This is a genomic window from Pontibacter saemangeumensis, assembly GCF_039541895.1.
Classification (GTDB): domain Bacteria; phylum Bacteroidota; class Bacteroidia; order Cytophagales; family Hymenobacteraceae; genus Pontibacter; species Pontibacter saemangeumensis.
Map to the genome: position 1 here is coordinate 333634 of NZ_BAABHC010000004.1, position 23394 is coordinate 357027.

The following is a 23394-nucleotide window of genomic DNA, read 5'->3' on the forward strand; positions in this document are numbered from 1 at the left end:
TATACCATATATACACGATATGCATTTTCGAGTAAATCGATTTTCACCTGCTTTATCATAAGTAGATATATAAGTGAGGATTTATATATAACCTACTGCTATCGGATTACTTTGGCTTTGAAAGTACAACTACAGGAAGCTACTTCTCCACGCCCAGGTAATCCCGCCAATCCTGGTTGGAGGTGCTGAGGTGCAGTTGCAGGAAGGTAAGCAGGGAAGGCCGGCTTGGCTGCCGTCTGAGTTTAAGCCCTGCCTCTTCCGGGGTGCGGTCGCCTTTGCGGGAGTTGCAGCGCGAGCAGGCGGTGACAAGGTTCTGCCAGATGGTTGCCCCTCCCCTGGAGCGCGGCATCAGGTGATCCAGTGTCAGGTTTTTTGCGGCACCGCAATATTGGCAACTGTAGCTGTCACGGCGCATCACATTATGGCGGCTCAGGGCAATACCGTAATAAGGAACCCGCACGTAGCGCTGCAAGCGAATGACAGAGGGTACAGGGTAGGCAGTGGATATAGTATGTAAAAAGGCGTGCTCCGCCTTTGATACCATCTCGGCTTTATCGAGGTACACCAGCAGAAATGCCTTTTGCACAGAGCAAACTGCAATAGCACTGAAGTCTTGGTTAAGGATGAGTACTTTGTCTTTCATGGCCGTACTAGAGGACGAACGCTCCATTTGTACGGTATAAAATAACTAATTATTACGGATGTTCAAAAAATTCGGCTGCCCCTCAATGTAAAATTCGTTTGATGATGCGCAACTGATGAGAATACTTCTTCTGACTGCTGTTATAGATGCCGACATGGTCAAGCCTGTCAATCCTTACTTCGCCGTGCGCATGTATAATGCGTTGCTCTTCCAGCATCATCCCTACGTGCACGATGCGGCCTTCGGCATTTGAGAAGAAAGCCAAATCCCCCGGGTGGGCCTGCTCCACGAAATGCACCTCCTCGCCATATGCCACCTGCTGCGAGGCGTCGCGGGGCAACTGAAAGCCGCACATGCCATATACCTGCTGCATAAAGCCCGAACAGTCGATGCCGAAAACAGACTTGCCACCCCAAAGGTATGGGGCCTTCAGGAAAGAGCGGGCAATTTGAGTCAATTGCTCCTGGGTGGGTAAAACCTCGGTACTGGAGGCGCCTCCGCTATATATAAACTGCTCACCGTTGATGCGGATGCGCTCGCCGTCATAAAAAGGAAGATAGCTGCCCACACTCACCGGAATCCTCACCTCATCTTTTCGTACCACCTGCAGGAAATCCGTTACCCGTTGGTGCGTCGCCCGCCGCCATTCCTTGTAATATTCAGCTGTTACCGGGGTGTGCTGCTTAAAATCTATCCAGCCACGGTAACCATCGCTGGCCAGCTGCAGCTGCAGCCAGTTCCCCTCCTGCGTCACCACCTCATAGCATTCGCCAAAAAGCAGCTGAGTCACTAACTCTGCCTTGTCAGAGGTCTCTGCGCGCATCGGCACCAGACTCAGCATGCCTATTCCGTAGTCCACTGTTTATTAATTAGAAATTATGAATTAGAAAATACAGCGCTCCTATTCGACTGCATTAGAAACCGGCAAAATCATCTGTCTCAATTTCTTATTTTTAATATAAATTTCATAGTTGACTCAATACCCGCTTCGGTCCATTTCGCGCTTAACGTCTTTCTCCTTTATATCCTGGCGCTTGTCGTACAGCTTCTTACCCTTGGCCAGCGCAATCTCTACTTTAGCAAAGCCCCGATCCGAGATAAAAACCCTGATCGGGATGATGGTGACGCCCTGCTCCTGGGTACCGCTCTCCAGTTTGCGCAGTTCCCGCTTGTTCAGCAGTAGCTTGCGGGGGCGGGTTGGCTCGTGGTTGTAATGCGTGCCTTCGGTGTAGGTGGCTATATGCACGTTATGCAGCCAAAGTTCATCCCGCTGAAACACACAATAGCCATCCTGCAGGTTCACCTTGCCCTCCCGGATTGATTTTATCTCCGTTCCCATCAGCATAACCCCGGCTGTGTACTTCTCAAGGAACTGGTACTCAAACGAGGCCTTGCGGTTGAAAATGTTAACGTGCTTCTGTATTCTTTCTTTTTCTTTTGCCATCTATGATTTCCTGGGAGCCAGTATCCTGGCTAATTTTTCTTTTTTCAAAATTTTCTGACCTGTCTCGCCCGTGGCCACCAGCCGCTCTCCCACCCTCGCCAGGAAAGAGCAGATAACCTCCTGCCCTTCGATCTTTTCCAGGGTAGCCCTTACCTCCAGTGCTTCCCCCTCGAACGCCGGCGCTATATGGTTGATACTTAGAAATGTGCCTATCCCTTCTTCATCCTCCTCTTTCAGCTCCAGCACAAACAAGCGTCCTGCCCATTCTGCCGCCTGCGCCAGCGAGAAGGTAGAGCAAACCGGGTGCACCAGACCATTCTCGAAAACTGCGAAGTCTGCTGCTGTTACCTGCTTTCTGTAGATACGTGTGTCCCCGGGCTTTAGCATCGTTGCTCGATTTTAGTTTGTCGTTGTTCGATTGTAATATAAATAGACTGAACCGAAACCACATGCTTCATACACAACTCGTCAGATACACTTCCTTCAGTATTATCTTTATTTAAAATTATTAAACAAAAGGCGAAACACGTGCTACGACAAACGACAGCTTACTCAAATCTTAAGCCGCGGCTCCGGGCTGACATACTGCGAGGCGAACTCTCCTTTCATATACTGGTAATGCGCCGCCATCGCAATCATACCTGCGTTGTCAGTGCAGTACTGAAAGGCAGGTATATATACCTGCCAGTTGTGTTTCTGAGCGTATTGCTGCAAAGTGTGCCGCAAGCCCGAATTGGCTGACACGCCGCCCGCAATGGCGATTTCATTTATGCCTAAATCCTGGGAAGCCTGCACCAGTTTCTTCAGCAGCGTCCTGATCAGCGTTTTCTGCACACTGGCGCAGATATCTGCCAGGTTATCCTGTACGAAGTTCGGCTGCTCCTTCGTTTTATCCCGCAGGAAGTAAAGCGCTGCGGTTTTGATGCCGCTGAAGGAGTAATTATACCCCGGCATGTTGCCCACCGGGAACTGAAATGCATCCGGGTTGCCCTGTGCGGCGGTTTTATCCAGCATCGGGCCGCCGGGGTAAGGCAGGCCCAGCATTTTTCCGATTTTATCAAAAGCCTCTCCTACGGCATCGTCTGTTGTCTGGCCCAGGATTTGCATGTCCAGGTAATCATTTACGCGCACGATCATGGTATGGCCGCCGCTCACGGTCAGGCACAGGAACGGGAAAGTGGGTTTAGGCTCGTCTATGAAATGCGCCAGTATATGGGCTTGCATATGGTTCACCTCGATGATTGGAATACCCAGCCCGAGCGCGAATGATTTGGCGAAGGAGCAGCCTACCAGCAGGGCGCCCAAAAGGCCGGGGCCGCGGGTAAAGGCCACCGCATTTAGCTCATTTTTTGTTACATTTGCTTTACGTAAAGCCTGTGTCACCACGGGTATAATGTTTTGCTGGTGCGCCCTGGAGGCAAGTTCCGGGACCACACCGCCATATAACTCGTGAATGGCCTGCGTGGCCACAATATTTGAGAGCACTTTGCCCCCGCGGATAACGGAGGCAGAGGTTTCATCACAGGAAGATTCGATCGCTAAAATCGTAGGTTCAGTCATCTTTTGGAAAAAGAACAGGCAACAAATTACTTCAAAGTTATAGGAAAAGCTGTTCTAAAAATAGCTTTAGGGCTATTCCTGTTCCTTTTGCTGGTGTTTGCGGTCGTTTTTGTGGCCATTCGCTTCCCGGGGGTGCAAACGAAGGTGGCCCAGCAAGTGGCGGCGTACCTTTCGGATAAAGTCGGGCACGAGGTAACCATTGGCCGCGTGGACATTGAGTTTTTCAGCAATGTAGTGCTGGAGCAGGTGAAAGTGCTGGATTACCGGGACAACGAACTCATCTCTATAGGAAGGGCGGAAGCGGAAATAGACGCATTCTCCATCTTCGACCCGAACACCCTTTCCATCGACAGGCTGCAACTGGTTCGGCCGCACGCCAACTTAGCCATATATGAAGGGGCCGACACCCTGAACCTGAGCAGGTTTTTACAGGCGATCGGCGACCTCTTTGTGAAAGACACCACCAAGCCAGCCAGGGCGCCCTTCAATTTTGAACTCAACGAGCTGGTGATCCAGGAGGGGCGCTTCACTTACGATGACTTCAACAAAGCCCGCACAGACTATGGCATGGACTATGCCCATATGACGCTGGATGAAATTTCTGGCAGCTTCAGCGAACTGCAACTGGAAGACACGCTGAAGGTACACGTCACTGACCTTACTGCCACGGAGACGCGCTCTAACACGCAACTGCACAACCTGGACACCCGCATGACTTATGCCCCCACCTTTTGGGAATTCGATGAACTAAACCTGCAACTGAACGAGAGCAACCTGCAAGATTACCTCCGGTTTGACTACAACAGGTTCGGCGACTTCTCTTATTTTATTGACAGTGTGACCGTGACAGGCAAGCTGCAGGACTCACGCCTTTACTCCAAAGACATTGCCACCTTTGCCACTTCGATTCGTGATTATGATGAGAACCTGGTCATTAACAACCTGGACCTGAAGGGTAAGGTTAAGAACTTTTCGGCCACTGATGTAGACATTGCCTATGGCGATAACACGCATATAGTTGGCAGCATTAACGCAGACGGCCTGCCAAACTTCAAGGAAACCTTTGCAAACCTGCGCCTGAAGCCATCCTCTATCAATGCCCGTGACCTGAAACAGTTTCTCCCGAAGGATGCTTACGCCACGGCCGCACGGCTAGGCACGGTAAGTTTAGAAGGCCGCTTCCTTGGTTTCTACAACGACTTTGTAGCGAACGGTGACTTTAAAACCGCTTTGGGGAACGTGCAGTCCGATATCAACCTGAAGATTGATGACAACACACGCGCCTCGTCTTACAAAGGCTATGTGAACACCAATGGATTTAACATCGGGAAATTGTTGAACGTAGAAGACCAGATCCGGCGCATTTCTATGAGCGGGCAGTTAGAGGGTACCGGCTTTACACTGCAGGATGCCAACCTGAAGTTGAACGCCACCATCAAGCAGGTGCAGCTACTTGATTACAATTACCAGAACATCAAAGCTAATGGCACCCTCCGCCGCCAGGTCTTTGTCGGGCAGGTGGCCATCCGCGACCCGAACCTCGTGTTCTCGGCCGATGGAGAGGTAAACTTAGCCGACGGAAAACGCGCTTTCAATATGCTCGCCGACCTGGAGCGGGTGGACCTGCAGGCATTGAAACTGACGTCAGAACCCATCGTGATCAGCGGTAAGGCCAACCTGGACTTTGAGGGCCTGCGCCTGGACACGTTTGAGGGCACCGCGAGTTTTGACAGTGCCTTGGTTATGTTCGAGGGAAAAGAACTGGCCATTGACTCGCTGCTCATCCGATCAGAGGTAGCGGCCGACAACCGCAGCCTCTACCTTACCTCCAACCTGCTCGCTCTGCAGGTAAACGGCAATTTCGACTATACCACCTTGATCAAAGACATCGAGAACCTGGTGGAGGAGTACAAACTGAATTTTATGAGTGACCCGGCAGCGACGGGAGCATATTATAGCCGTAAGCCTAATACTTTGAATGAGGAATACGCCGTGTCGTATGATCTTTACCTGAAGCACGTCAACCCGCTTTTCGAGCTGTTCCTGCCAGAACTACGAATTTCTGACTTCTCCAAGGTAGAGGGCTCATTCCGGCACGGCTCAACGGTGATCCTCTCGATGTATGCCGACCTTGACACGATCCTTTACAGTGGTAACAAGCTATATGGGAATAACCTGGAGCTCAACACCTCAAAACTGCAGAATAACCCGGATGTGCTGGCGGCAGCCCAGTTCACTTCACAGCGCCAGGTGCTGTCTACAGGAATCGAAACCGAGGATTTCCTAGTAGAGGGCATATGGAGCGAGCGCACCATTAACTTTTCCACGGCCGCGCGGCAGCCGGCGCAGAACAACCTGGCCGTGATTACCGGTGATCTTAACTTCCTGCAGAACCAGCTGCAGATCATCTTCGACCGTTCCAACATCACGTTGCAGCAAGACCCCTGGGCTTTCGTGCCGGGCAATACGTTATATATAAGCGAGGGGGGCCGTAAACTCGTATTCGAGAACTTCGCCCTCACTAACCAGAACCAGGTAATACGGGCTGAAGGAACAGTTTCTGAAGAGCCGGATAGCAAACTGGTGCTCAACGTGGAGAATTTTGAACTCAACAATCTGAACCCACTCCTCTCGATGCAGATTGCAGGGGAAGTGACAGCCGAAGTAGTGGCACAGGATGTATATGACCGTGCCCTGTTGGCCGCTACCATGCAGGTTGACTCCTTTTACCTCGACGAGGTTTACATTGGCAACATAGTGGGCAACACCAACTGGAACAATACCAGCCAGCAGGCCGAGGTAGACATTGGCATCGAACGCGACAATAGGAAAGTGCTTTCCGTGACAGGTAATTATTTCCCCCAGGCACAGGAGGACCAGCTGGACCTGCTGGCGGTGATGGACCAGGCCAACATAAAGCTTGTGGAACCCGTGCTGAAAACGCTCTTCTCAGACCTGGAGGGTGCCATGGAAGGCCGTATCCGGATTCTGGGCAGGCTGGATTACCCTGTGCTGAAGGGATCGGTGATGGTGAACAACGGGCAGTTTACCTTTAACTACCTGAACACCACCTACAGGTTCTCAGACAGGATATACTTTGGGGCAAACAGCATCAGCTTCCGAAATGCCCAACTCAAGGACATATATGGCAACGGCGCCTCTGTGACAGGGGGTATCGCCCACGATGGCTTCTCTGACATGGTAATTGACCTGGAGGCGCGTTACCGAAATTTTATGGTGCTGAACACCAGCGAGGCGCAGAACGAACTGTTCTATGGCACTGCCTTTGCCACCGGCACGGCAAGCGTGCTGGGCCCGGTCGAGAACTTGGACATCAACGTGGACGCCCGCAGCGAAGAAAACACGCGCATCGTACTCCCCCTAGACTATCAGACAGATGTGGCCCGGAAGGACTTTATTAAGTTTGTGAACCACAACCAGACCGACAGCACCGGGGTGGCAGTGGCTGTGGAAGAGCAGATTGACCTGTCCGGCATCAACATGAACTTTGAGCTGGATGTGACAGACGACGCTTACTTTGAGATCATCATCGACAGAACCACGGGCGACGTTATCCGTGGCTCGGGAAATGGCGACATCCGGATGACAATTGACACGCGCGGGGACTTTAACATGTTCGGCACTTTTGAGATCACGCAGGGAGCCTATAACCTGAACCTGCTGGAGGGCCTGATCACGCGGGAGTTTGATATCGTGCCGGGCGGCACGATATCCTGGAACGGAGACCCGGTGAACGGCCAGATGAACATCACCGCGACCTATACACAAATGGCCTCCCTGGAAACGCTCATCCAATCCACCAGCGCCAGTCAGCGGCGCTACCCGGTGACGGCCGTGATCGATTTAACCGGGGCGCTGTTGTCTCCACAGGTAAAACTGGGCCTCCGGTTGCAGGAACAGGGCGCCGCCTCTACCTCACAGGAGGTGGAAAGCCAGATAAGCCTGATTAACAACGATGAAAGCGAGCTGAACCGCCAGGTATTCAGCCTGCTGGTGCTGCAGCGCCTCTCGCCGACAGGGTCGCTGGCCTTCGACAGCAGGGTTGGCGCAAGTGCCGTGGGGGGTAGCCTGGGCAGCCTCCTCTCCAGCCAACTGAACAACCTGTTCAGCTCCATCGACAGCAACTTAGAGATCGACATTGGCCTTGACGGGATCGGACAGCAGCAGCTCGCCTCTTTGCAGCTGCGCCTGAGTTATTCATTTTTTAACGGCCGCCTGCGCCTGACAAATGAAACAGGCTTTGGGGGCGTGAATGACGATGCCGGCGGCACCTCCTCCTACATCGGCGACTGGACCCTGGACTATTATATATCCCAGAGCGGGGAACTACGGGCGAGGCTACAGTACAGCACTACCCCTGACATCTACACCGGCCGTATCCGTAAGGTGCAGAGCATCAGCGTGCTGCACACCAAGCGCTTCGACTCGTTCCGAGAGCTGTTTATCAGCAACAGGCGGCAGGAACGGCAGCGCGAGCGGGAACTGGAGCGTGACCGCATCATCCTTGACTCTGACCCGAGGCTGGAGTTATAAGAAACCGGGCCTATAAATTACTTTCGCCCAAGCCGCTTTCATGCGGCCCCGTTAACTGCATATATAAAATATATTTCTAATTTTGCGCCGGAAGGCTTCAGGTATGGCGACAAAGGTGAAACACGTAAAAAAGAAAAAGCTCGGGAACTACCCGCACACGATGGTAGTGTTCAGCATATCGCTGGCGCTGTTTGTGATCGGGTTGTTCGGTTTGCTGCTCATCCATGCCGGGAAGCTATCTGAGAAGGTGAAGGAGAGCATCGAGATGCAGGTGTACCTGGACCGCAACCTGACGGAGGTGCAGCTGGTGCGCCTTCAAAAGACATTCGCCGCGAAGGAATACATCGCCTACACAGACAACGCCGCCCAGGTCCGCTTTATCTCCAAAGAAGAGGGCGCTAAAGCATTTCTTGATGAGACGGGCGAGGACTTTATGGCTTTTTTGGGAGATAACCCGCTCCGTGACGCATACGTGCTCCGGATAGACGCCGACCATTCCGGCTCACCAGAACTCAAAAGCATAAAACTGGACCTGGAGGAGATTGACGGGGTGTATGAGGTGCAGTATGTGGAGAGCCTGATTGAGTCCATCAACAGCAACATTCAAAAAACAAGCATCGTTTTACTGGGGTTTGCCATTATCCTGGTGCTGGTGGTGGTCATCCTGATCAACAACACCATTAAGCTGGCCCTCTACTCACAGCGCTTCCTTATCCGGAGTATGCAACTGGTGGGTGCAACGTCTTTCTTTATTCAGCGCCCTTTCCTGAATCGGGCTGCATGGCAGGGCGTTGTCAGTGGTATGATCGCCGCTGCTTTGCTTTACACCCTGATGCAATATGCCTATTACGAGGTGGAGGAGTTGCAACTGCTGCGCGATGAGGAACAGACTTATATCCTGATGGCGGCTTTGGTCGTAATCGGGTTAATCATAGGCTTCATGAGCTCGTACAGGGCCATCAGAAAATACCTCCGCCTCTCACTTGACGAACTATACTGATATGGAAGAAAATAAATCCAACCTTGCCTTCGGCAGGAAGAACTATATCCTGATGCTCACTGGCATCGCCGTGCTGGTCATTGGTTTCGTGATCATGACTATGGACGACGAGCAGTACGGGTTGGGCTTTCTGGGTATTACACTCGGGCCGTTGGTCGTATTGGCCGGCTTCGTAATCGAAATTTTCGCCATACTGGCAAAGGACAAATCACACAGATAAATGAGTGTAATTCAGGCTATCATTTTAGCCATCGTAGAAGGCTTGACGGAGTTTTTACCAGTTTCTTCTACCGGGCATATGATCATCGCCTCCAGCCTGATGGGCATCAACGAGCTACCCATCACCAAAATTTTCGAGGTTAACATACAATTCGGGGCTATCCTTTCGGTGGTAGTGTTGTACTGGCGCCGTTTCTTGCAGAGCTTTGACTTTTACAAGAAGCTGCTGCTGGCCTTTATCCCCGCCGCTGTAATCGGCTTTGCCCTAAACGATATCATCGATGCGATGCTGGAGAGCGTTTTCCTGACTGCTGTCATGCTCGTGGTTGGCGGCTTCGTGCTGCTGTTCGTGGATAAGTGGTTCCGGCATGCCGACAAGGAGAAGGTGAGCTACAAAAATGCGCTTGTCATTGGCTTTTTCCAGTGCATCGCCATGATTCCGGGGGTGTCGCGCTCAGCGGCCTCTATTATTGGCGGCATGACGCAGGGGGTGAATCGCAAGACGGCCGCTGAATTCTCCTTTTTCCTGGCGGTGCCCACCATGCTCGCTGCCGGCGTATATAAATTCGTGACAGACCTGCTGCAATTGGAGATATCCGACCTGATCAGCTTCGACCTCGTAAAAATTCAGAATAGCTTTGAAGTGATTCATCCGAATGATGTGAAGCTGCTGCTGATCGGGAATTTTGTAGCCTTTGTCGTGGCCATGCTCGCCATACAGTTCTTTATCAGCTTCCTGACAAAGTACGGCTTCAAGCTGTTCGGATATTACCGCATAGCTTTGGGGATTGTGCTGCTGGCCCTGCTGGCGATGGGCGTAGACTTAAAAGTTTGATTATGGAATACGATTTTGCCGCTGGCGAAATACTACTGATAGACAAGCCGCTGGACTGGACCTCGTTCGACGTGGTGAAGAAAGTGCGGAACACGCTCCGGGTGAAGAAGGTAGGCCATGCCGGTACCCTGGATCCGCTGGCTACAGGGCTGCTGATCCTTTGTACGGGCAAATACACCAAGCGCATCGATGAGATACAGGGGCAGGAAAAGGAATATACGGGCACCATTCGCCTGGGCGAGATTACCCCCTCTTATGACCGGGAAACCGAGGTAACCGAAATCCGCGACACGAGCCACATCACCAAAGAAGCCATAGAAGCTGCTGCCAAAACCTTTGAAGGCACCATTGAACAGGTTCCGCCTATCTACTCAGCCGTAATGGTGGATGGCAAACGCGCTTACGACCTGGCACGAAAGGGAAAGTCAGCCGAGCTCAAGCCGCGCACCATCACTATCAAAGCCTTCTCTATAACGGCTATAGAAGACAATGAAGTGCACTTTAGGGTGATATGCACCAAGGGTACGTATATACGAAGCCTGGCGCACGACCTGGGGCAGTTATTAGGTTGCGGTGCGCATCTCTCCTCTTTAATCCGCACGCGTATCGGTGATTATATGTTATCGGATGCACTCACCATAGAAGACATTCAGGAAATCAGAAGGAAACAAACCGGGGCGGCGGATGGAAGTAATTCGTGACATAAAGGATTTCCCGCAACTCAGCCACGCCGTTGTCACCAGCGGCACTTTTGACGGGGTGCATATAGGCCACCAGAAAATTCTGAAGCGTGTGAAGGAACGCGCCCGCCAGAGCAACGGCCAAAGCGTCGTCATTACCTATTGGCCGCACCCGCGCCTGGTGCTCTTCCCCGAAGACAATGACCTGCGGTTACTGTCTACCATAGAGGAGCGCATCGAGCAGCTCCGGAGTTTTGGCATCGACTATCTCCTGATCATCCCCTTCACCAAAGAATTTGCCCGCACCAGTTCCCGCAGCTTTATCACAGACGTGCTTGTGCGTGCGATCAATACCAGGGTGCTAGTGATTGGCTACGACCACCGTTTCGGGAAAAACCGGGAAGGGAGTTTTGAGAACCTGAAAGCCCGCTCCGCCCAGTATGGCTTCGAAGTGGAGGAAATTCCGCGCCAGGATGTGGACGACGTGGCCGTGAGCTCCACCAAAATCCGCAAAGCGTTAGAGGAAGGCGACATTGAGACGGCGAACCGCTACCTGGGCCATCCCTACTCCCTGACTTCGGTGGTGGTGGAAGGAAACCGTTTGGGCCGCACCATTGGCTACCCCACCGCAAACTTGGCCCCACCCGCGAACAACAAGCTTGTGCCTGGCAATGGTGTTTATGCCGTGTGGGTGAAGCATGACCAGGAAAAGCATGCGGGTATGATGAATATTGGGCTCCGGCCGACGGTTGACGGGAAACAGTTATCTATAGAGGTTCACATCCTTCACTTCGACCGCGACCTATATGGGCAAACGCTCACCGTAGAGTTTGTGGAGCTGCTGCGCCAGGAGCAAAATTTTGGCAACCTGAAAGCACTGAAAGAGCAATTGGCGAAAGATAAGGAAGCAACCAAACAAGCATTGGGAGTCGTTTAGGCTCCTAAACATATATAAATACTCGAAATGCAGCTGAAGAATTTAGCTGCATTTTTTATGCATGAAGCCCTGTCAAAATAATAAATCAAAGAGAACAAAACCTTGTCCGCTGAAATAACGAACAGCTACCTACAGATATGGCTCTTTTTATATATAAATTACCTGTATCAACCAGAGTTTCTAAACTATGATCAACAAAACAGTTGAAAACGCACGGGCCGCCCTTCTTGGCATTCAGGACGGGATGACGCTGATGCTGGGGGGCTTCGGGCTTTGCGGCATCCCGGAAAACGCTATCCAGGAGCTGCTCCGGCTGGGCATTAAGGATCTCACCTGCATCTCGAACAATGCTGGCGTGGATGACTTTGGCATCGGGCTGCTGCTGCAAAAGCGACAGGTTAAAAAGATGATCTCCAGTTATGTAGGCGAGAACGCTGAGTTTGAGCGCCAGTTGCTTGCCGGCGAGTTGGAAGTGGACCTGATTCCACAGGGCACCCTGGCGGAGCGAATCAGGGCCGGCGGGGCAGGCATACCCGCTTTCTTTACCCCCGCCGGCTTCGGAACGGAGGTAGGTGAAGGCAAGGAAGCGAGAGAGTTCAACGGGAAAATGTATCTGATGGAGACTTGGCTGAAAGCTGACTTCTCCTTCGTGAAAGCCTGGAAGGGTGATACAGCGGGAAACCTCATCTATAAAGGCACAGCCCGAAACTTTAACCCGATGATGGCCACCGCTGGCAAAATAACAGTAGCGGAGGTAGAAGAGCTTGTGCCCGCCGGTGAATTAGACCCCAACATGATCCACACGCCGGGCATTTTTGTGCAGCGCATTTTCCAGGGCAAGAATTATGAGAAACGCATTGAGCAGCGAACGGTGCGGGCGAAGTAAAAGGATAGGTGTCACACTTTACATTTCGCAGCATATATAAACATGCATGTACTGCAGCAAATGAAACTCCTATATATAAATGGCTCGTCTACAACATTTTCATATTCTAAACTTTTGAGCATCAACCATGGCATTAGATAAAAACCAAATAGCGAAACGCATAGCAAGAGAGGTGAAAAGCGGAATGTACGTGAACCTGGGCATCGGCATCCCGACACTGGTGTCGAATTATATCCCAGCCGGAACTGAGGTAGTGCTGCAGTCAGAAAACGGGCTACTGGGTATGGGGCCCTTCCCTACGGAGGATCAGGTGGACGCGGATCTGATCAACGCTGGGAAGCAGACTATCACCACCCTTCCCGGCTCCGCGCTCTTCAGCTCCGCGGACAGCTTTGCTATGATTCGGGGCGAGCACGTGGATCTGACCATACTGGGCGCCATGGAGGTTTCGGAGAAGGGGGATATAGCCAACTGGAAAATACCGGGCAAAATGGTAAAGGGCATGGGCGGGGCAATGGACCTGGTGGCCTCCGCCAAAAACATCATCGTGGCCATGCAGCATACCGCACGTGATGGCTCATCCAAGCTGTTGAAAGAATGTACACTTCCCATAACGGGCGTAAAATGCGTGAAAAAGATTGTAACAGACCTGGCGGTGCTGGAGGTGACGGAGCGGGGATTTAAATTACTGGAACGTGCCCCGGGCGTGAGCGTAGAGGAAATAAAGGCCGCTACAGCCGGAAACCTTGTCGTAGAAGGTGAAATTCCGGAGATCCAGCTGTAGCAAAGTCAATACGCTACACATTACCTGAAAGCGCAGCCAGAAACTGCGCTTTTCTGCTTAATTTTGCAGGATCGGACAATAGCATTTTGCCTGGCTCCGATTAAGTTATACCAAAACGGTACTGGCTGCACGTATACAGGTACAGCAAGTAAAAGAGATATTATCCCACACATGAGCGAAAAGATAGAGACTAGTTTTGAACATAGATTGCTGCTCCGCCAGCTGGAGCTGAAAGATTACAAAGAGGTAAAAGACATCATGAACCTGGTGTACCGCAATATAGACGGTGCCTGGACACGCAAAGAGTTCTCCAACCTGCTAAAGAAGTTTCCGGAAGGGCAGATTTGCATCGAAGACAATGGAATGGTAGTGGCTGCAGCGCTTAGCCTCATCGTCAGCTACGACAAGTACGGAGACAAGCACACCTACGAACAGATCATCGACAACGGCACCTTTAAGTCGCACGACCCGGAGGGGGAAACGCTATATGGCATCGATGTGTTTGTGCACCCGGAGTACCGGAACCTGCGTTTAGGCCGCCGCCTGTATGATGCCCGAAAAGAGATATGCGAGAACCTGAATCTGCGCGGGATCATTGCCGGCGGCCGCATCCCGGGATATAAGGACTATGCCGATAAACTAACGCCGGCCAAGTACATCGAGATGGTGCGAAACAAGGAACTGTCGGACCCAGTGCTTTCTTTCCAGCTCAGCAATGATTTTCACGTGCGGAAGATCCTGAAGAACTACCTGCCGGATGACAAGGAATCGCGCTCCTACGCGACACTGCTGGAGTGGATCAACGTTTATTATGAGGAGAAAGAGGAGATAATCGGAGGCCGGAAAACAGTTGTCCGGATAGGCATCGTGCAATGGCAGATGCGGTCGGTAAAGGACTTGGACGATTTTATGCAGCAGGTAGAATTCTTTGTGGATACAGTGAGCTCTTACAAATCGGATATCGTTGTGTTCCCCGAGTTCTTTAATGCGCCCCTGATGGCACTCACCAACGAGGAATCTCCCTCAGAGGCTATCCGAAGCATGGCGGAGTATACAGAGGAAATACGGGAACGGATGATTCACCTTGCCTTGTCCTACAACATCAACATCATCGCGGGCAGCATGCCCGAGTATTACGACAACAAGCTGTATAATGTGAGCTACCTGTGCCGCCGCGACGGCACTTATGATGCGCAATATAAGCTACACGTAACCCCTGACGAATCTCACTACTGGGGAATGCGCGGCGGTCATAAACTGAAAATATTTGATACGGATATCGGCAAGATCGGTATCCTGATCTGTTATGATGTGGAATTCCCGGAGCTTGCCCGCATGCTATCAGATATGGATATGAAAATCCTGTTCGTGCCTTTCTGGACTGACACCAAGAATGCCTACCTCCGGGTGCGCCTTTGCTCCCAGGCACGCGCCATCGAGAACGAGTGCTATGTGGCAATTACCGGCAGCGTCGGGAACCTGCCGAAGGTAGAGAACATGGACATCCAGTACTCGCAGTCGGCTGTCTTCTCCCCTTCTGATTTCGCTTTCCCCCACGATGCCGTGGTGGCCGAAGCTACCCCGAACACAGAGATGACCTTGATCGCTGACCTGGACCTGGACCTGCTGAAAGACCTGAACACGGCCGGCAGCGTGCGCAACCTGAAGGACCGCCGCAAGGATCTTTACAACCTGAGTTGGGTGGTGCGGAAGGAAGAGTAAATTTATCCTCTATATATAAGAAAAGCCGCTGTCCGAAGAAGGACAGCGGCTTTTTACTTTTAGAGTTTTAATACGACAGCTTCTTTCTTTTTCCTGCCTCCAGTCTCAGCGCCACGATTAAGCCTACAATAAAGCCTATAAAACCACCAATAAGCAGAAACTTGATTAAAACAGGCCCAGTTGGCCGCAATCTGGAGACAAAGCCAGTCACTACCTCCACGTTATCGAGTTTCTCGAGTTCAGCTTCCAGCTTTATCTGCTCCTGGTACATGTTGATGCTTTCACGGTAGAGGTTGGAAGGATCTATTGGCTGCCCGTACACAAATCCGTTCACAGGACCCTCTGGGTTCGCCACATTAGTTTTCACGCTGTCTAAGGATTCAATGTCATTCTTGTATTTTGAGATCATACTGAGCATCTGCTGCTGCCGAATCCTTTTCTGCTTTGAGAAGTACCTGTTATTTTCCAAATAATTCGATAATGCTGGCTCCAACGTGTCAAACAGCTTGTTGTCATACAGCATAAGTTCAATGCGGAAGGGGGAACCGGTTAACACGCTGTCCTCAGCAATCCTATCCTGATCCAGATTATAGAAACTCATCCCCTTGATTTGCTTCGCGGCTTTCTCGCTGATATCCAAATTCTGCGAAATAGCTTCCATATTATCTTCATTGATCATAATAGAGAGTTTATTTAGCTGGTCTTCGATAAACTCATTCCGGATGTCAGATAAAATCAACGTCATGGAAGAGGTGTAGTAGGGCTTGGTAACATAGAAGAGCCCATAACCTACTGTTATCCCTATTACTACCATTAAAAGAACAGTAATAAGATTTGATGCTATTGCTCTTAGAGAATAAGCTATGCTGTTAATGACTTTCTTTAATTGTCTGTTGAAAAATCTTAAAACTGATAATAGATCAATTTCATCTTGTGCGTTTTGCACCAGGCCTTCGTTCTTTTCCTTTAATTGCTGCATTCCTTTAAATTTGCTTAAAACAAATATACAAGCTTACCTTTAAACAAACTGCGCAGTCTGTTCCTATTCTTAATTTCACTAATTTTATGCGGTTAAAACGAAAGTTAGTTGTAAAAATATATTCATATAAACATTATATCAGAGCTTCTATTTCCCTTAAGTCATACAGATTAACGATTTAAGACCTTTAATTATATATATAATAGTTGCGGAGCTAACAAGCAATCCCTTGATTAACCTAAAATTAGTAATACTTAATATGGAATTCTACGATTAGTTCGGTCAGAATTTCAAAAATCTTTTAAAGTGGATTTCCTGTTTTAAAATATTAGGGAGTAATACATGACAAGTACTTTAAAAAGTAAAGTTTTATCGGCAACCAAATGGTCTATTTTATCTGAAATTGTCTCAAAAACTATTACTCCGTTAGTATTTTTAACTTTAACAAAAATATTAGCACCTGAAGATTTTGGAGTTGTATCCGTAGCAATATTAATTCTTAATTTTTGTCAGATTATTATTGAGGCTGGACTAACTAAAACATTGATTTTTAAGCAAGAGAGAATAAATGAAATTGCTAACGTAGTATTCTGGGCTAACTTATTTTTAAGTATAGTTGTTTTTATATCTGTATTTTCTTTTTCACACTCTATTGCAGATTATTTCAACGACGACAGAGTAATTAATGTAGTTAGAATTTACGGCGCCCTTATTATTGTTTCTGGAATTTCGGCTGTACAAAGTTCTTTGCTACAAAAAGACTTGAATTTTAAAAAACTATTCTGGATAAAACTCCTTACAACTTTGACTCCGGGCCTATTTTCCGTACCGTTGGCATTTTATGGATATGGATATTGGGCTATTTTGACAGGGAATATCGCTAGTCAGATTCTGCAATGTACATTCCTGTGGAAATTCAGTAAATGGAGACCAACCTATTCCTTCGATTTTAAAATATTAAAAGAGCTGTTGCCTTTTACTAAATGGGTATTGTTAGAGAGTATTTTATACTATTCAATAGCTTGGGGTGATTCAATTATCGCAGGGCGTTTTTTAGGCCTCAAAGATTTGGGTGTGTATACAACAGGGAATAATATTGTTAACATTATATTCTCGTTAATATTTACTCCGCTATTCCCTATTATTTTTTCTTCATTTTCTCAGGTACAACATGATCTGGAAAAGTTGAAAATATATTTTGTAAAAATAATTAAATATTTATCAGCCTTTTCATTGCCTATTGGAATAGGATTATTTTCAATTAATGAATATATAGAGATAACAATATTCAATGATAAATGGGCAAGTCTTGGTGTTGTAATTGGATTGATAGCTATAAAGGATTCTATCGGCTATTTGATATCAATCAACTCCGAAGTATACAGATCTATCGGAAAACCTGATCTGAATGTCAAATTATCGTTATTGCATCTATTATTTATTCCTCTCTATATATATTCAGCTCAATTCGGTCTTTTTTGGTTCTGTATAGCAAGAATCAGCACTTTGATAACAATTCCTCCACACATATTCGTTGTTGCTAAAATTTTTGATTTCAAAAAATCTTTTTTCTGGAATTCTATCAAAACAAATTTATTTTGCTCTATTGTGATGTTACTCGTGATTGAGGCTTTTAAGTTATTTTTAGGAGAAAATTATTCTTTGACTTATCTGATTGTACTTATTTTTGTAGGCGGAGTTAGCTATATATCGTTAACATGGTTAATTAACAAAACCTTATTCAAAGAAATCATAGATGTTACATTGCAAAGAAGCTTAATTAAAAAAAATGTATAAGAGCCTCAAGAAACTAAAGAGAAAGTATGGGATTTTCAATCCCCTTCAAAATCAACTTAAACTTGACGATATTTTATCAACTAATTTCATCAGCTCCTTATTAAAAGACAATTTATATATTCCATTCACAGGCTGGTCTTTAAGACCTTACTGCTTGGCGTATGTATTGAATGAAATTCTTATCAATAATAGAAAATCTATTATTGAATTTGGGAGCGGAATTTCAACAATCTTAATTGCCCGTCTCGCACAGTTAAATGATTTAGATTTAAGATTGATAAGTGTTGAACATAATCTTGAGTGGCAAAACCACATAAAAAAAATTTTGGATAAAGAGCAATTAGATCAATATGTTGAATTCGCCAGTATTCCACTTACAAAAAGTGAAAACTCGCTGGATAATTTGACTTGGTATGATGAAGAAAATCTAAATAAACAGGTAAAAGAAACAAAATTCGATCTAGTATTAGTTGATGGCCCTCCAGCTGATTTAGGATTGGAAAGGTTTACAGCAATGCCTTTTTTAATAGATAAGTTGGCAACCTCCTACACTATTTTTTTAGATGACGCACACCGAAAAGATGAGCAACAAATAACTCATCTTTGGAAAAAGCAATACGACTTGCAATTCGAAATTCATGGGGGTACGCTTGGTGTATGTAGAAAAGGTAATCATTTTGATAGTAACCCTGTGCTTTACTCCTTCTAAACAATAGAAAATCGTTTGATGAATGATATTGTAAAAATATCTGTCATAATACCGACATATAATCGTGCTGACACAATTCTCTACTGCTTAGAATCTATCTTAAAACAAACATATCCAGTACATGAAATTATTATAGTTGATGACGTCTCAACAGATGCTACCGAAGATGTTATTTTAAAACTTAACAATCCTAAAGTCAAGTTCATATCCTTAGACAAAAAAGGGGGCGCACAAGCAGCCCGAAATTTGGGCATATATCTGGCTGAAGGAAACTGGATTGCCTTTCAGGATTCGGATGATGAGTGGAGACATGATAAGATACAAAAACAAGTAGATGCACTTAAGCAGCATGGGTATAATGAGAATATTGTAGTTCATACAAACTGCATTACATATACCCCTTCAACCAACGTATTTGAAGCTTTTGAAATCCCGGTTATTGATGGCGAAAGTAATAAAGTGTATAGGCAACTACTTTTATATCCCTCTCCTCTTTTCCCAACTTTATTAGTTTCTAAAAAAGCATTAGAAAGAATAAATTATTTAGACACCCACGTAAAATCGTTTCAGGAATGGGACACTTGTATCCGCTTAGCACAGAACTGTAGGTTCATACATATACAGGAACCGCTTTTTGTATATCATTTGCATAATGGAGCAACAATATCGAAGGATGTTAAAAACGAAATCAAGGGTTATTACTTCATCAGGAGTAAGTTCAAGAGTGAGATTATAGCAAATTTCGGCAATACTTACTTTTATGTTGATGTATTCTGGATAGTCCTAAGGGCTCTTAAGCATCATTATCAAGATGTTGTGTTTGAGATAATTTCCGAACAGTTCTCAAATCAAAAGGTATTTTTGAACTTCACACAATCACTTAGCGGCCATGATACCATTCTTTCATGGCTTATTCGTTTAACATATAAATTAAAAGATTTAGCAGTCAAAAATAAAATATGATCGAGAAAATCAACCATAAGGACCAGTTATTAGCCATCATCATCCCTTCTAACTTCAAAGAACCTGGTATTCATTTCTTTACACCGGGAGATCTATCCCAGCAGTTGGCCTATATGAATCATCCGGCCGGTAAAATTATTGAACCACATGTTCATAATCCTGTGCCCCGAGAAGTGCATTATACCCAGGAAGTGCTGTTTATAAAGAAAGGAAAGCTGCGGGTTGATTTCTTTGATAACGAACAGAATTATTTAGAGAGCAGGATTCTAGAGGCAGGAGATGTCATTCTTTTAGCCACAGGCGGACACGGTTTTGAGGTAATTGAGGAGTTGGAAATGATAGAAGTGAAACAGGGTCCTTATGCAGGGGATCATGACAAAACAAGATTCACACCTGCTAATAATGATATAAAATTTGTAAGTAAACCACAATGAGCGATTTTATCCCAGTAAATGAGCCACTCCTAAATGGCAATGAAAAGAAATACTTAAACGAATGCATTGATACAGGCTGGATTTCGTCTGAAGGTCCCTTCATAAAAAAGTTTGAGGAATCAGTTTCGAAACAAGTAAATAGGCAATATGGAATTGCAGTAAGCAATGGCTCCGTAGCGTTGGATGCTGCTGTTCTGGCGCTGGGCATCGGAAAAGGAGATGAAGTGATAATGCCTACCTTCACTATTATATCCTGTGCAGCAGCAATTGTGAGAGCCGGTGCGCTCCCGGTGCTTGTGGATGCTGATCCATATACCTGGAATATGGATGTCAATCAGATTGAATCTAAAATAACCAAACGAACAAAGGCTATCATGGTTGTTCATATTTATGGACTTCCAGTAGATATGGACCCTGTTTTAAGAATTGCACAGAAGCATGGATTGCAAATAATCGAAGATGCCGCCGAAATGCATGGGCAGCTATATAAGGGGAAACCTTGCGGAAGCTTCGGGGATATCAGTACTTTTAGCTTTTACCCTAACAAACACATCACTACCGGTGAGGGCGGTATGATATTGACTAACGAGGAAGGGATTGCCGAGAAATGCAGGTCTTTACGTAATTTGTGTTTTAAACCAGGCAGACGGTTTGTCCACGAGGAGTTAGGATTCAACTTTAGGATGACTAATTTACAAGCCGCTCTTGGGCTTGCGCAGCTAGAAAGGCTGGATGACTTTGTAGCAAAAAAAAGAAAGATGGGGGCCCTTTATCATTCTCTGTTAGAAGACGCTGAAGGAATACAGTTACCTCTCAAAGCAACCGAATTCGCAGATAATATATACTGGGTTTATGGTATTGTTCTCGAAAAAGAGATCGCATTTGATGCTGAAGAAGCCATGAAAAGGCTAAGTAAATTAGGAGTTGGCTCCCGGCCCTTCTTCTATCCAATGCACCAGCAACCGGTGTTTGCTAAAATGGGGCTATTTAAAAACGAGCAATACCCTGTTTCAGAAAAAATTGCAGAACGTGGCTTTTATGTTCCCAGCGGTTTGGCCATAACAGAACAACAGATTAAAGTTGTTTCAGAGAAACTGAAAGAGGTTTTAACGGCTTAATTTTTTATAACCCAATATATTCTTGATGCATACCCAGGTTATTTTATTTACATTCATTACAGACGTAAAATGAGTATTTTCAAAGACTATTCCTCTTATTACAATTTACTGTATAAGGATAAAGCTTACGGTGATGAGGCGGAATATATAATAGGCTTGATTCTCAAACATAACCCATCAGCAAAAAGCATACTGAACCTTGGCTGCGGAACAGGCCAGCATGATTTTATCTTTTCAGAGAAAGGTTTCGATGTAACAGGGGTTGACCAGTCTGAAGACATGCTCAAATTAGCCAGAGAAGGTGCAAATGAAAGAGAGTTAGAACGTGAAATAGCTTTTTTGAATGGCGACCTGAGAACGTTAAGGCTTAATCATCAATATGATGTCGTACTAGCTTTGTTTCATGTCATGAGTTATCAAATTACAAATGAAGACTTGCACAAGGCTTTTGAAACAGCATGCTTACATTTAAAAGCTGGAGGAGTCTTTATTTTTGATTGTTGGTTTGGTCCTGGTGTATTAACTGACCCACCTAAAGTAAGGTTGAAAAAATTTGAAAATGAGCAGTTACTAATAAAGAGGACTGCTATCCCAAAAGCGCATCCAAATGAGAATGTAATTGATGTGAACTTCGATATTCTCATAAAAGAAAAAGCTACTAACCAGTTTACTGAAATTCAGGAACAGCATCGGATGCGTTATTTGTTTAAACCGGAATTAGATCTTTTTTTCAATAAGACTGCTCTTAATTTATTGGAATACAAAGAATGGATGACAGATAGGGAACCTGATTATAATTCTTGGAACGCCTGCTTTATTTTAAATAAATGAAGAGAATCGGAATTCTTTTAAATTCTGAGCCATATTCAGGTGGCATGTTTCAATACAACCAATCTGTTATTGATGCTTTGGATCATCTCCCTAAAAATGAGTTCAAAACTTATATTATCTATACCAAGAAAGAATGGGGGAATTACTTAAGCGACTTTGATTTTGAAACAAGATATATCCATACTGATGTTATATCTGAATTATTAAGCAAAGTAGGTAAATACCTTTTTTTAAATACCTGGAGAAATGTCTCGTCACGGATACATCCATTGTATAAATGTATCAGGAAGTTAAACCTTGATATATGGATTTTCCCGAGTCAGGATGAATATAGTTATCAGGTAAAATGTAATTCTATTTGTGCGATTCATGATCTAATGCACCGCTATGAAAAGTTTCCAGAAATAAATGGTAAAGGCGAGTTCAGAAATAGAGAGGCATTATTTTCAAATATTGCAAAATTTTCGAATATTATCCTGGTAGATTCCTTATGTGGAAAAGAGCAGGTTCTTGAATGCTATGCAAATACTGAAGAGGCTAAAATTCATGTGCTTCCCTATATAGCTCCTCCTTATATTTTTGAGCAAAGCGCTCATGATTTTGATACTAAGTTTGAACTACCTTCAAAATATCTGTATTATCCGGCGCAGTTCTGGGAACACAAAAATCATCTGAATTTATTCTTGGCTTTATCCGAGGTTAAAAAAAAACACGCTGACATTAAGTTAGTTTTGGTCGGCAGTAAGAAGAATGGATATGATAAAGCTTTTTCTGTAATCAAAGATCTAGAACTTGTAAATAATATTATCTACTTAGGGTATGTAGAGGACAAGTATATTCCCACTTTATATAAAAGAGCAAGAGCACTAGTTATGCCAACCTTTTTTGGCCCAACAAATATTCCCCCTTTAGAAGCGATGGCCCTGGGCTGCCCTATGGCAGTATCGGGTATATATGGCATGAAAGAGCAGAGTAAAGATGCTGCTTTATATTTTGATCCAAATTCGGTGACGGAGATAAGTCACAGTTTAATGCGCTTATGGGAGGATGACCTTTTATGTCAAGAGCTTTCAGAAAAAGGATATGCTATATACCAAAATTGGAATCAGGTACAGTTTAATGAAAAGTTTAAAGCTATTGTTGAACAAGCATTAACCTATAGCCCGGCATAAAGACAACACGTGAAATCTTTTAAAGCGGCCTAGCTCATAGCTTACAACTTATTATTTTTTGAGAGAACAATATTCAATGCTATGCAAAGCGATTGGTTATGTTCCTTATAACTTCATTCCGCAATTA

General features: G+C 46.2%; 22 protein-coding genes. 16 read left to right on the plus strand and 6 right to left on the minus strand.

Going from position 1 to position 23394, the window contains the following annotated elements; all coding sequences use genetic code 11:
• Positions 1-139 precede the first annotated feature (139 nt).
• The 5 genes from ABD920_RS06070 to tsaD form a co-directional block, all read right to left on the minus strand.
• Positions 140-643, minus strand: coding sequence for an HNH endonuclease (locus tag ABD920_RS06070; protein ID WP_345157535.1), 504 nt, complete (start codon positions 641-643; stop codon positions 140-142).
• Between the two features lie 82 nt (positions 644-725).
• A complete protein-coding gene (locus tag ABD920_RS06075; RefSeq protein ID WP_345157536.1) occupies positions 726-1502 on the minus strand; it encodes a C40 family peptidase in 777 nt (258 codons plus the stop codon).
• Between the two features lie 117 nt (positions 1503-1619).
• A complete protein-coding gene (smpB, locus tag ABD920_RS06080; protein WP_345157537.1) occupies positions 1620-2087 on the minus strand; it encodes an SsrA-binding protein SmpB in 468 nt (155 codons plus the stop codon).
• Positions 2088-2474, minus strand: a complete 387-nt coding sequence (locus tag ABD920_RS06085; RefSeq protein WP_345157538.1) for a thioesterase family protein — start codon at positions 2472-2474, stop codon at positions 2088-2090.
• Between the two features lie 165 nt (positions 2475-2639).
• Positions 2640-3647, minus strand: a complete 1008-nt coding sequence (gene tsaD / locus ABD920_RS06090) for a tRNA (adenosine(37)-N6)-threonylcarbamoyltransferase complex transferase subunit TsaD (protein WP_345157539.1) — start codon at positions 3645-3647, stop codon at positions 2640-2642.
• Between the two features lie 3 nt (positions 3648-3650).
• Between tsaD and ABD920_RS06095 the strand changes: the two genes are divergently transcribed.
• The 9 genes from ABD920_RS06095 (at position 3651) to ABD920_RS06135 (ending at position 15264) form a co-directional block, all read left to right on the plus strand.
• On the plus strand, positions 3651-8201 hold the full coding sequence (locus ABD920_RS06095; RefSeq protein WP_486357928.1) for a translocation/assembly module TamB domain-containing protein: 4551 nt from the start codon (positions 3651-3653) through the stop codon (positions 8199-8201).
• A gap of 115 nt (positions 8202-8316) precedes the next feature.
• Positions 8317-9201 (plus strand): cell division protein FtsX, encoded by an 885-nt coding sequence (locus ABD920_RS06100; protein WP_345157541.1) that lies wholly within the window; start codon positions 8317-8319, stop codon positions 9199-9201.
• A gap of 1 nt (position 9202) precedes the next feature.
• A complete protein-coding gene (locus ABD920_RS06105; RefSeq protein ID WP_345157542.1) occupies positions 9203-9421 on the plus strand; it encodes a DUF3098 domain-containing protein in 219 nt (72 codons plus the stop codon).
• A complete protein-coding gene (locus ABD920_RS06110; RefSeq protein WP_345157543.1) occupies positions 9422-10255 on the plus strand; it encodes an undecaprenyl-diphosphate phosphatase in 834 nt (277 codons plus the stop codon).
• 2 nt (positions 10256-10257) lie between these two features.
• Entirely contained in the window at positions 10258-10956 is a 699-nt protein-coding gene (truB, locus tag ABD920_RS06115; protein WP_345157544.1) for a tRNA pseudouridine(55) synthase TruB, read from the plus strand.
• Positions 10940-11872, plus strand: coding sequence for a bifunctional riboflavin kinase/FAD synthetase (locus ABD920_RS06120; RefSeq protein ID WP_345157546.1), 933 nt, complete (start codon positions 10940-10942; stop codon positions 11870-11872). Before truB ends, ABD920_RS06120 begins: the two co-directional genes overlap by 17 nt.
• Before the next feature lie 187 nt (positions 11873-12059).
• Complete coding sequence (locus ABD920_RS06125; RefSeq protein WP_345157547.1) at positions 12060-12758, plus strand: CoA transferase subunit A; 699 nt, start codon at positions 12060-12062, stop codon at positions 12756-12758.
• Between the two features lie 127 nt (positions 12759-12885).
• Positions 12886-13542 (plus strand): CoA transferase subunit B, encoded by a 657-nt coding sequence (locus ABD920_RS06130; RefSeq protein WP_345157548.1) that lies wholly within the window; start codon positions 12886-12888, stop codon positions 13540-13542.
• Between the two features lie 171 nt (positions 13543-13713).
• Complete coding sequence (locus ABD920_RS06135) at positions 13714-15264, plus strand: carbon-nitrogen hydrolase family protein (RefSeq protein WP_345157550.1); 1551 nt, start codon at positions 13714-13716, stop codon at positions 15262-15264.
• A 67-nt stretch (positions 15265-15331) separates the two neighbouring features.
• Here ABD920_RS06135 and ABD920_RS06140 read toward each other — a convergent pair whose 3' ends face one another.
• The gene (locus ABD920_RS06140) at positions 15332-16243 is read right to left on the minus strand and encodes a chain length determinant protein (protein WP_345157551.1); all 912 of its coding nucleotides are present in this window, start codon (positions 16241-16243) and stop codon (positions 15332-15334) included.
• Between the two features lie 342 nt (positions 16244-16585).
• On the opposite strand from ABD920_RS06140, the gene ABD920_RS06145 reads away from it, so the two are divergent.
• The 7 genes from ABD920_RS06145 to ABD920_RS06175 all read left to right on the plus strand — a co-directional run bounded on the left by ABD920_RS06145 (position 16586) and on the right by ABD920_RS06175 (position 23267).
• A complete protein-coding gene (locus tag ABD920_RS06145; RefSeq protein ID WP_345157552.1) occupies positions 16586-18040 on the plus strand; it encodes a lipopolysaccharide biosynthesis protein in 1455 nt (484 codons plus the stop codon).
• Positions 18033-18749: a class I SAM-dependent methyltransferase gene (locus ABD920_RS06150; protein WP_345157553.1), complete on the plus strand. Its 717-nt coding sequence runs from the start codon at positions 18033-18035 to the stop codon at positions 18747-18749. Before ABD920_RS06145 ends, ABD920_RS06150 begins: the two co-directional genes overlap by 8 nt.
• Before the next feature lie 18 nt (positions 18750-18767).
• The gene (locus ABD920_RS06155; RefSeq protein ID WP_345157554.1) at positions 18768-19712 is read left to right on the plus strand and encodes a glycosyltransferase family 2 protein; all 945 of its coding nucleotides are present in this window, start codon (positions 18768-18770) and stop codon (positions 19710-19712) included.
• Positions 19709-20146 carry a cupin domain-containing protein gene (locus ABD920_RS06160; RefSeq protein ID WP_345157555.1) on the plus strand — a complete coding sequence of 146 codons (438 nt, stop codon included), beginning with the start codon at positions 19709-19711 and terminating at the stop codon, positions 20144-20146. Before ABD920_RS06155 ends, ABD920_RS06160 begins: the two co-directional genes overlap by 4 nt.
• On the plus strand, positions 20143-21264 hold the full coding sequence (locus ABD920_RS06165; RefSeq protein ID WP_345157557.1) for a DegT/DnrJ/EryC1/StrS family aminotransferase: 1122 nt from the start codon (positions 20143-20145) through the stop codon (positions 21262-21264). Before ABD920_RS06160 ends, ABD920_RS06165 begins: the two co-directional genes overlap by 4 nt.
• 69 nt (positions 21265-21333) lie before the next feature.
• The gene (locus ABD920_RS06170; RefSeq protein ID WP_345157559.1) at positions 21334-22095 is read left to right on the plus strand and encodes a class I SAM-dependent DNA methyltransferase; all 762 of its coding nucleotides are present in this window, start codon (positions 21334-21336) and stop codon (positions 22093-22095) included.
• The gene (locus tag ABD920_RS06175; protein WP_345157560.1) at positions 22092-23267 is read left to right on the plus strand and encodes a glycosyltransferase family 4 protein; all 1176 of its coding nucleotides are present in this window, start codon (positions 22092-22094) and stop codon (positions 23265-23267) included. Before ABD920_RS06170 ends, ABD920_RS06175 begins: the two co-directional genes overlap by 4 nt.
• The last annotated feature ends 127 nt before the right edge of the window (positions 23268-23394 follow it).

Coding starts and splice junctions, on each gene's coding strand:
- ABD920_RS06070 (WP_345157535.1), bottom strand. CDS start 643: ATGAAAGACAAAGTACTCATCCTTAACCAAGACTTCAGTGCTATTGCA.
- smpB (WP_345157537.1), bottom strand. CDS start 2,087: ATGGCAAAAGAAAAAGAAAGAATACAGAAGCACGTTAACATTTTCAAC.
- ABD920_RS06085 (WP_345157538.1), bottom strand. CDS start 2,474: ATGCTAAAGCCCGGGGACACACGTATCTACAGAAAGCAGGTAACAGCA.
- tsaD (WP_345157539.1), bottom strand. CDS start 3,647: ATGACTGAACCTACGATTTTAGCGATCGAATCTTCCTGTGATGAAACC.
- ABD920_RS06105 (WP_345157542.1), top strand. CDS start 9,203: ATGGAAGAAAATAAATCCAACCTTGCCTTCGGCAGGAAGAACTATATC.
- ABD920_RS06110 (WP_345157543.1), top strand. CDS start 9,422: ATGAGTGTAATTCAGGCTATCATTTTAGCCATCGTAGAAGGCTTGACG.
- truB (WP_345157544.1), top strand. CDS start 10,258: ATGGAATACGATTTTGCCGCTGGCGAAATACTACTGATAGACAAGCCG.
- ABD920_RS06120 (WP_345157546.1), top strand. CDS start 10,940: ATGGAAGTAATTCGTGACATAAAGGATTTCCCGCAACTCAGCCACGCC.
- ABD920_RS06125 (WP_345157547.1), top strand. CDS start 12,060: ATGATCAACAAAACAGTTGAAAACGCACGGGCCGCCCTTCTTGGCATT.
- ABD920_RS06130 (WP_345157548.1), top strand. CDS start 12,886: ATGGCATTAGATAAAAACCAAATAGCGAAACGCATAGCAAGAGAGGTG.
- ABD920_RS06135 (WP_345157550.1), top strand. CDS start 13,714: ATGAGCGAAAAGATAGAGACTAGTTTTGAACATAGATTGCTGCTCCGC.
- ABD920_RS06140 (WP_345157551.1), bottom strand. CDS start 16,243: ATGCAGCAATTAAAGGAAAAGAACGAAGGCCTGGTGCAAAACGCACAA.
- ABD920_RS06145 (WP_345157552.1), top strand. CDS start 16,586: ATGACAAGTACTTTAAAAAGTAAAGTTTTATCGGCAACCAAATGGTCT.
- ABD920_RS06150 (WP_345157553.1), top strand. CDS start 18,033: ATGTATAAGAGCCTCAAGAAACTAAAGAGAAAGTATGGGATTTTCAAT.
- ABD920_RS06155 (WP_345157554.1), top strand. CDS start 18,768: ATGAATGATATTGTAAAAATATCTGTCATAATACCGACATATAATCGT.
- ABD920_RS06160 (WP_345157555.1), top strand. CDS start 19,709: ATGATCGAGAAAATCAACCATAAGGACCAGTTATTAGCCATCATCATC.
- ABD920_RS06165 (WP_345157557.1), top strand. CDS start 20,143: ATGAGCGATTTTATCCCAGTAAATGAGCCACTCCTAAATGGCAATGAA.
- ABD920_RS06170 (WP_345157559.1), top strand. CDS start 21,334: ATGAGTATTTTCAAAGACTATTCCTCTTATTACAATTTACTGTATAAG.
- ABD920_RS06175 (WP_345157560.1), top strand. CDS start 22,092: ATGAAGAGAATCGGAATTCTTTTAAATTCTGAGCCATATTCAGGTGGC.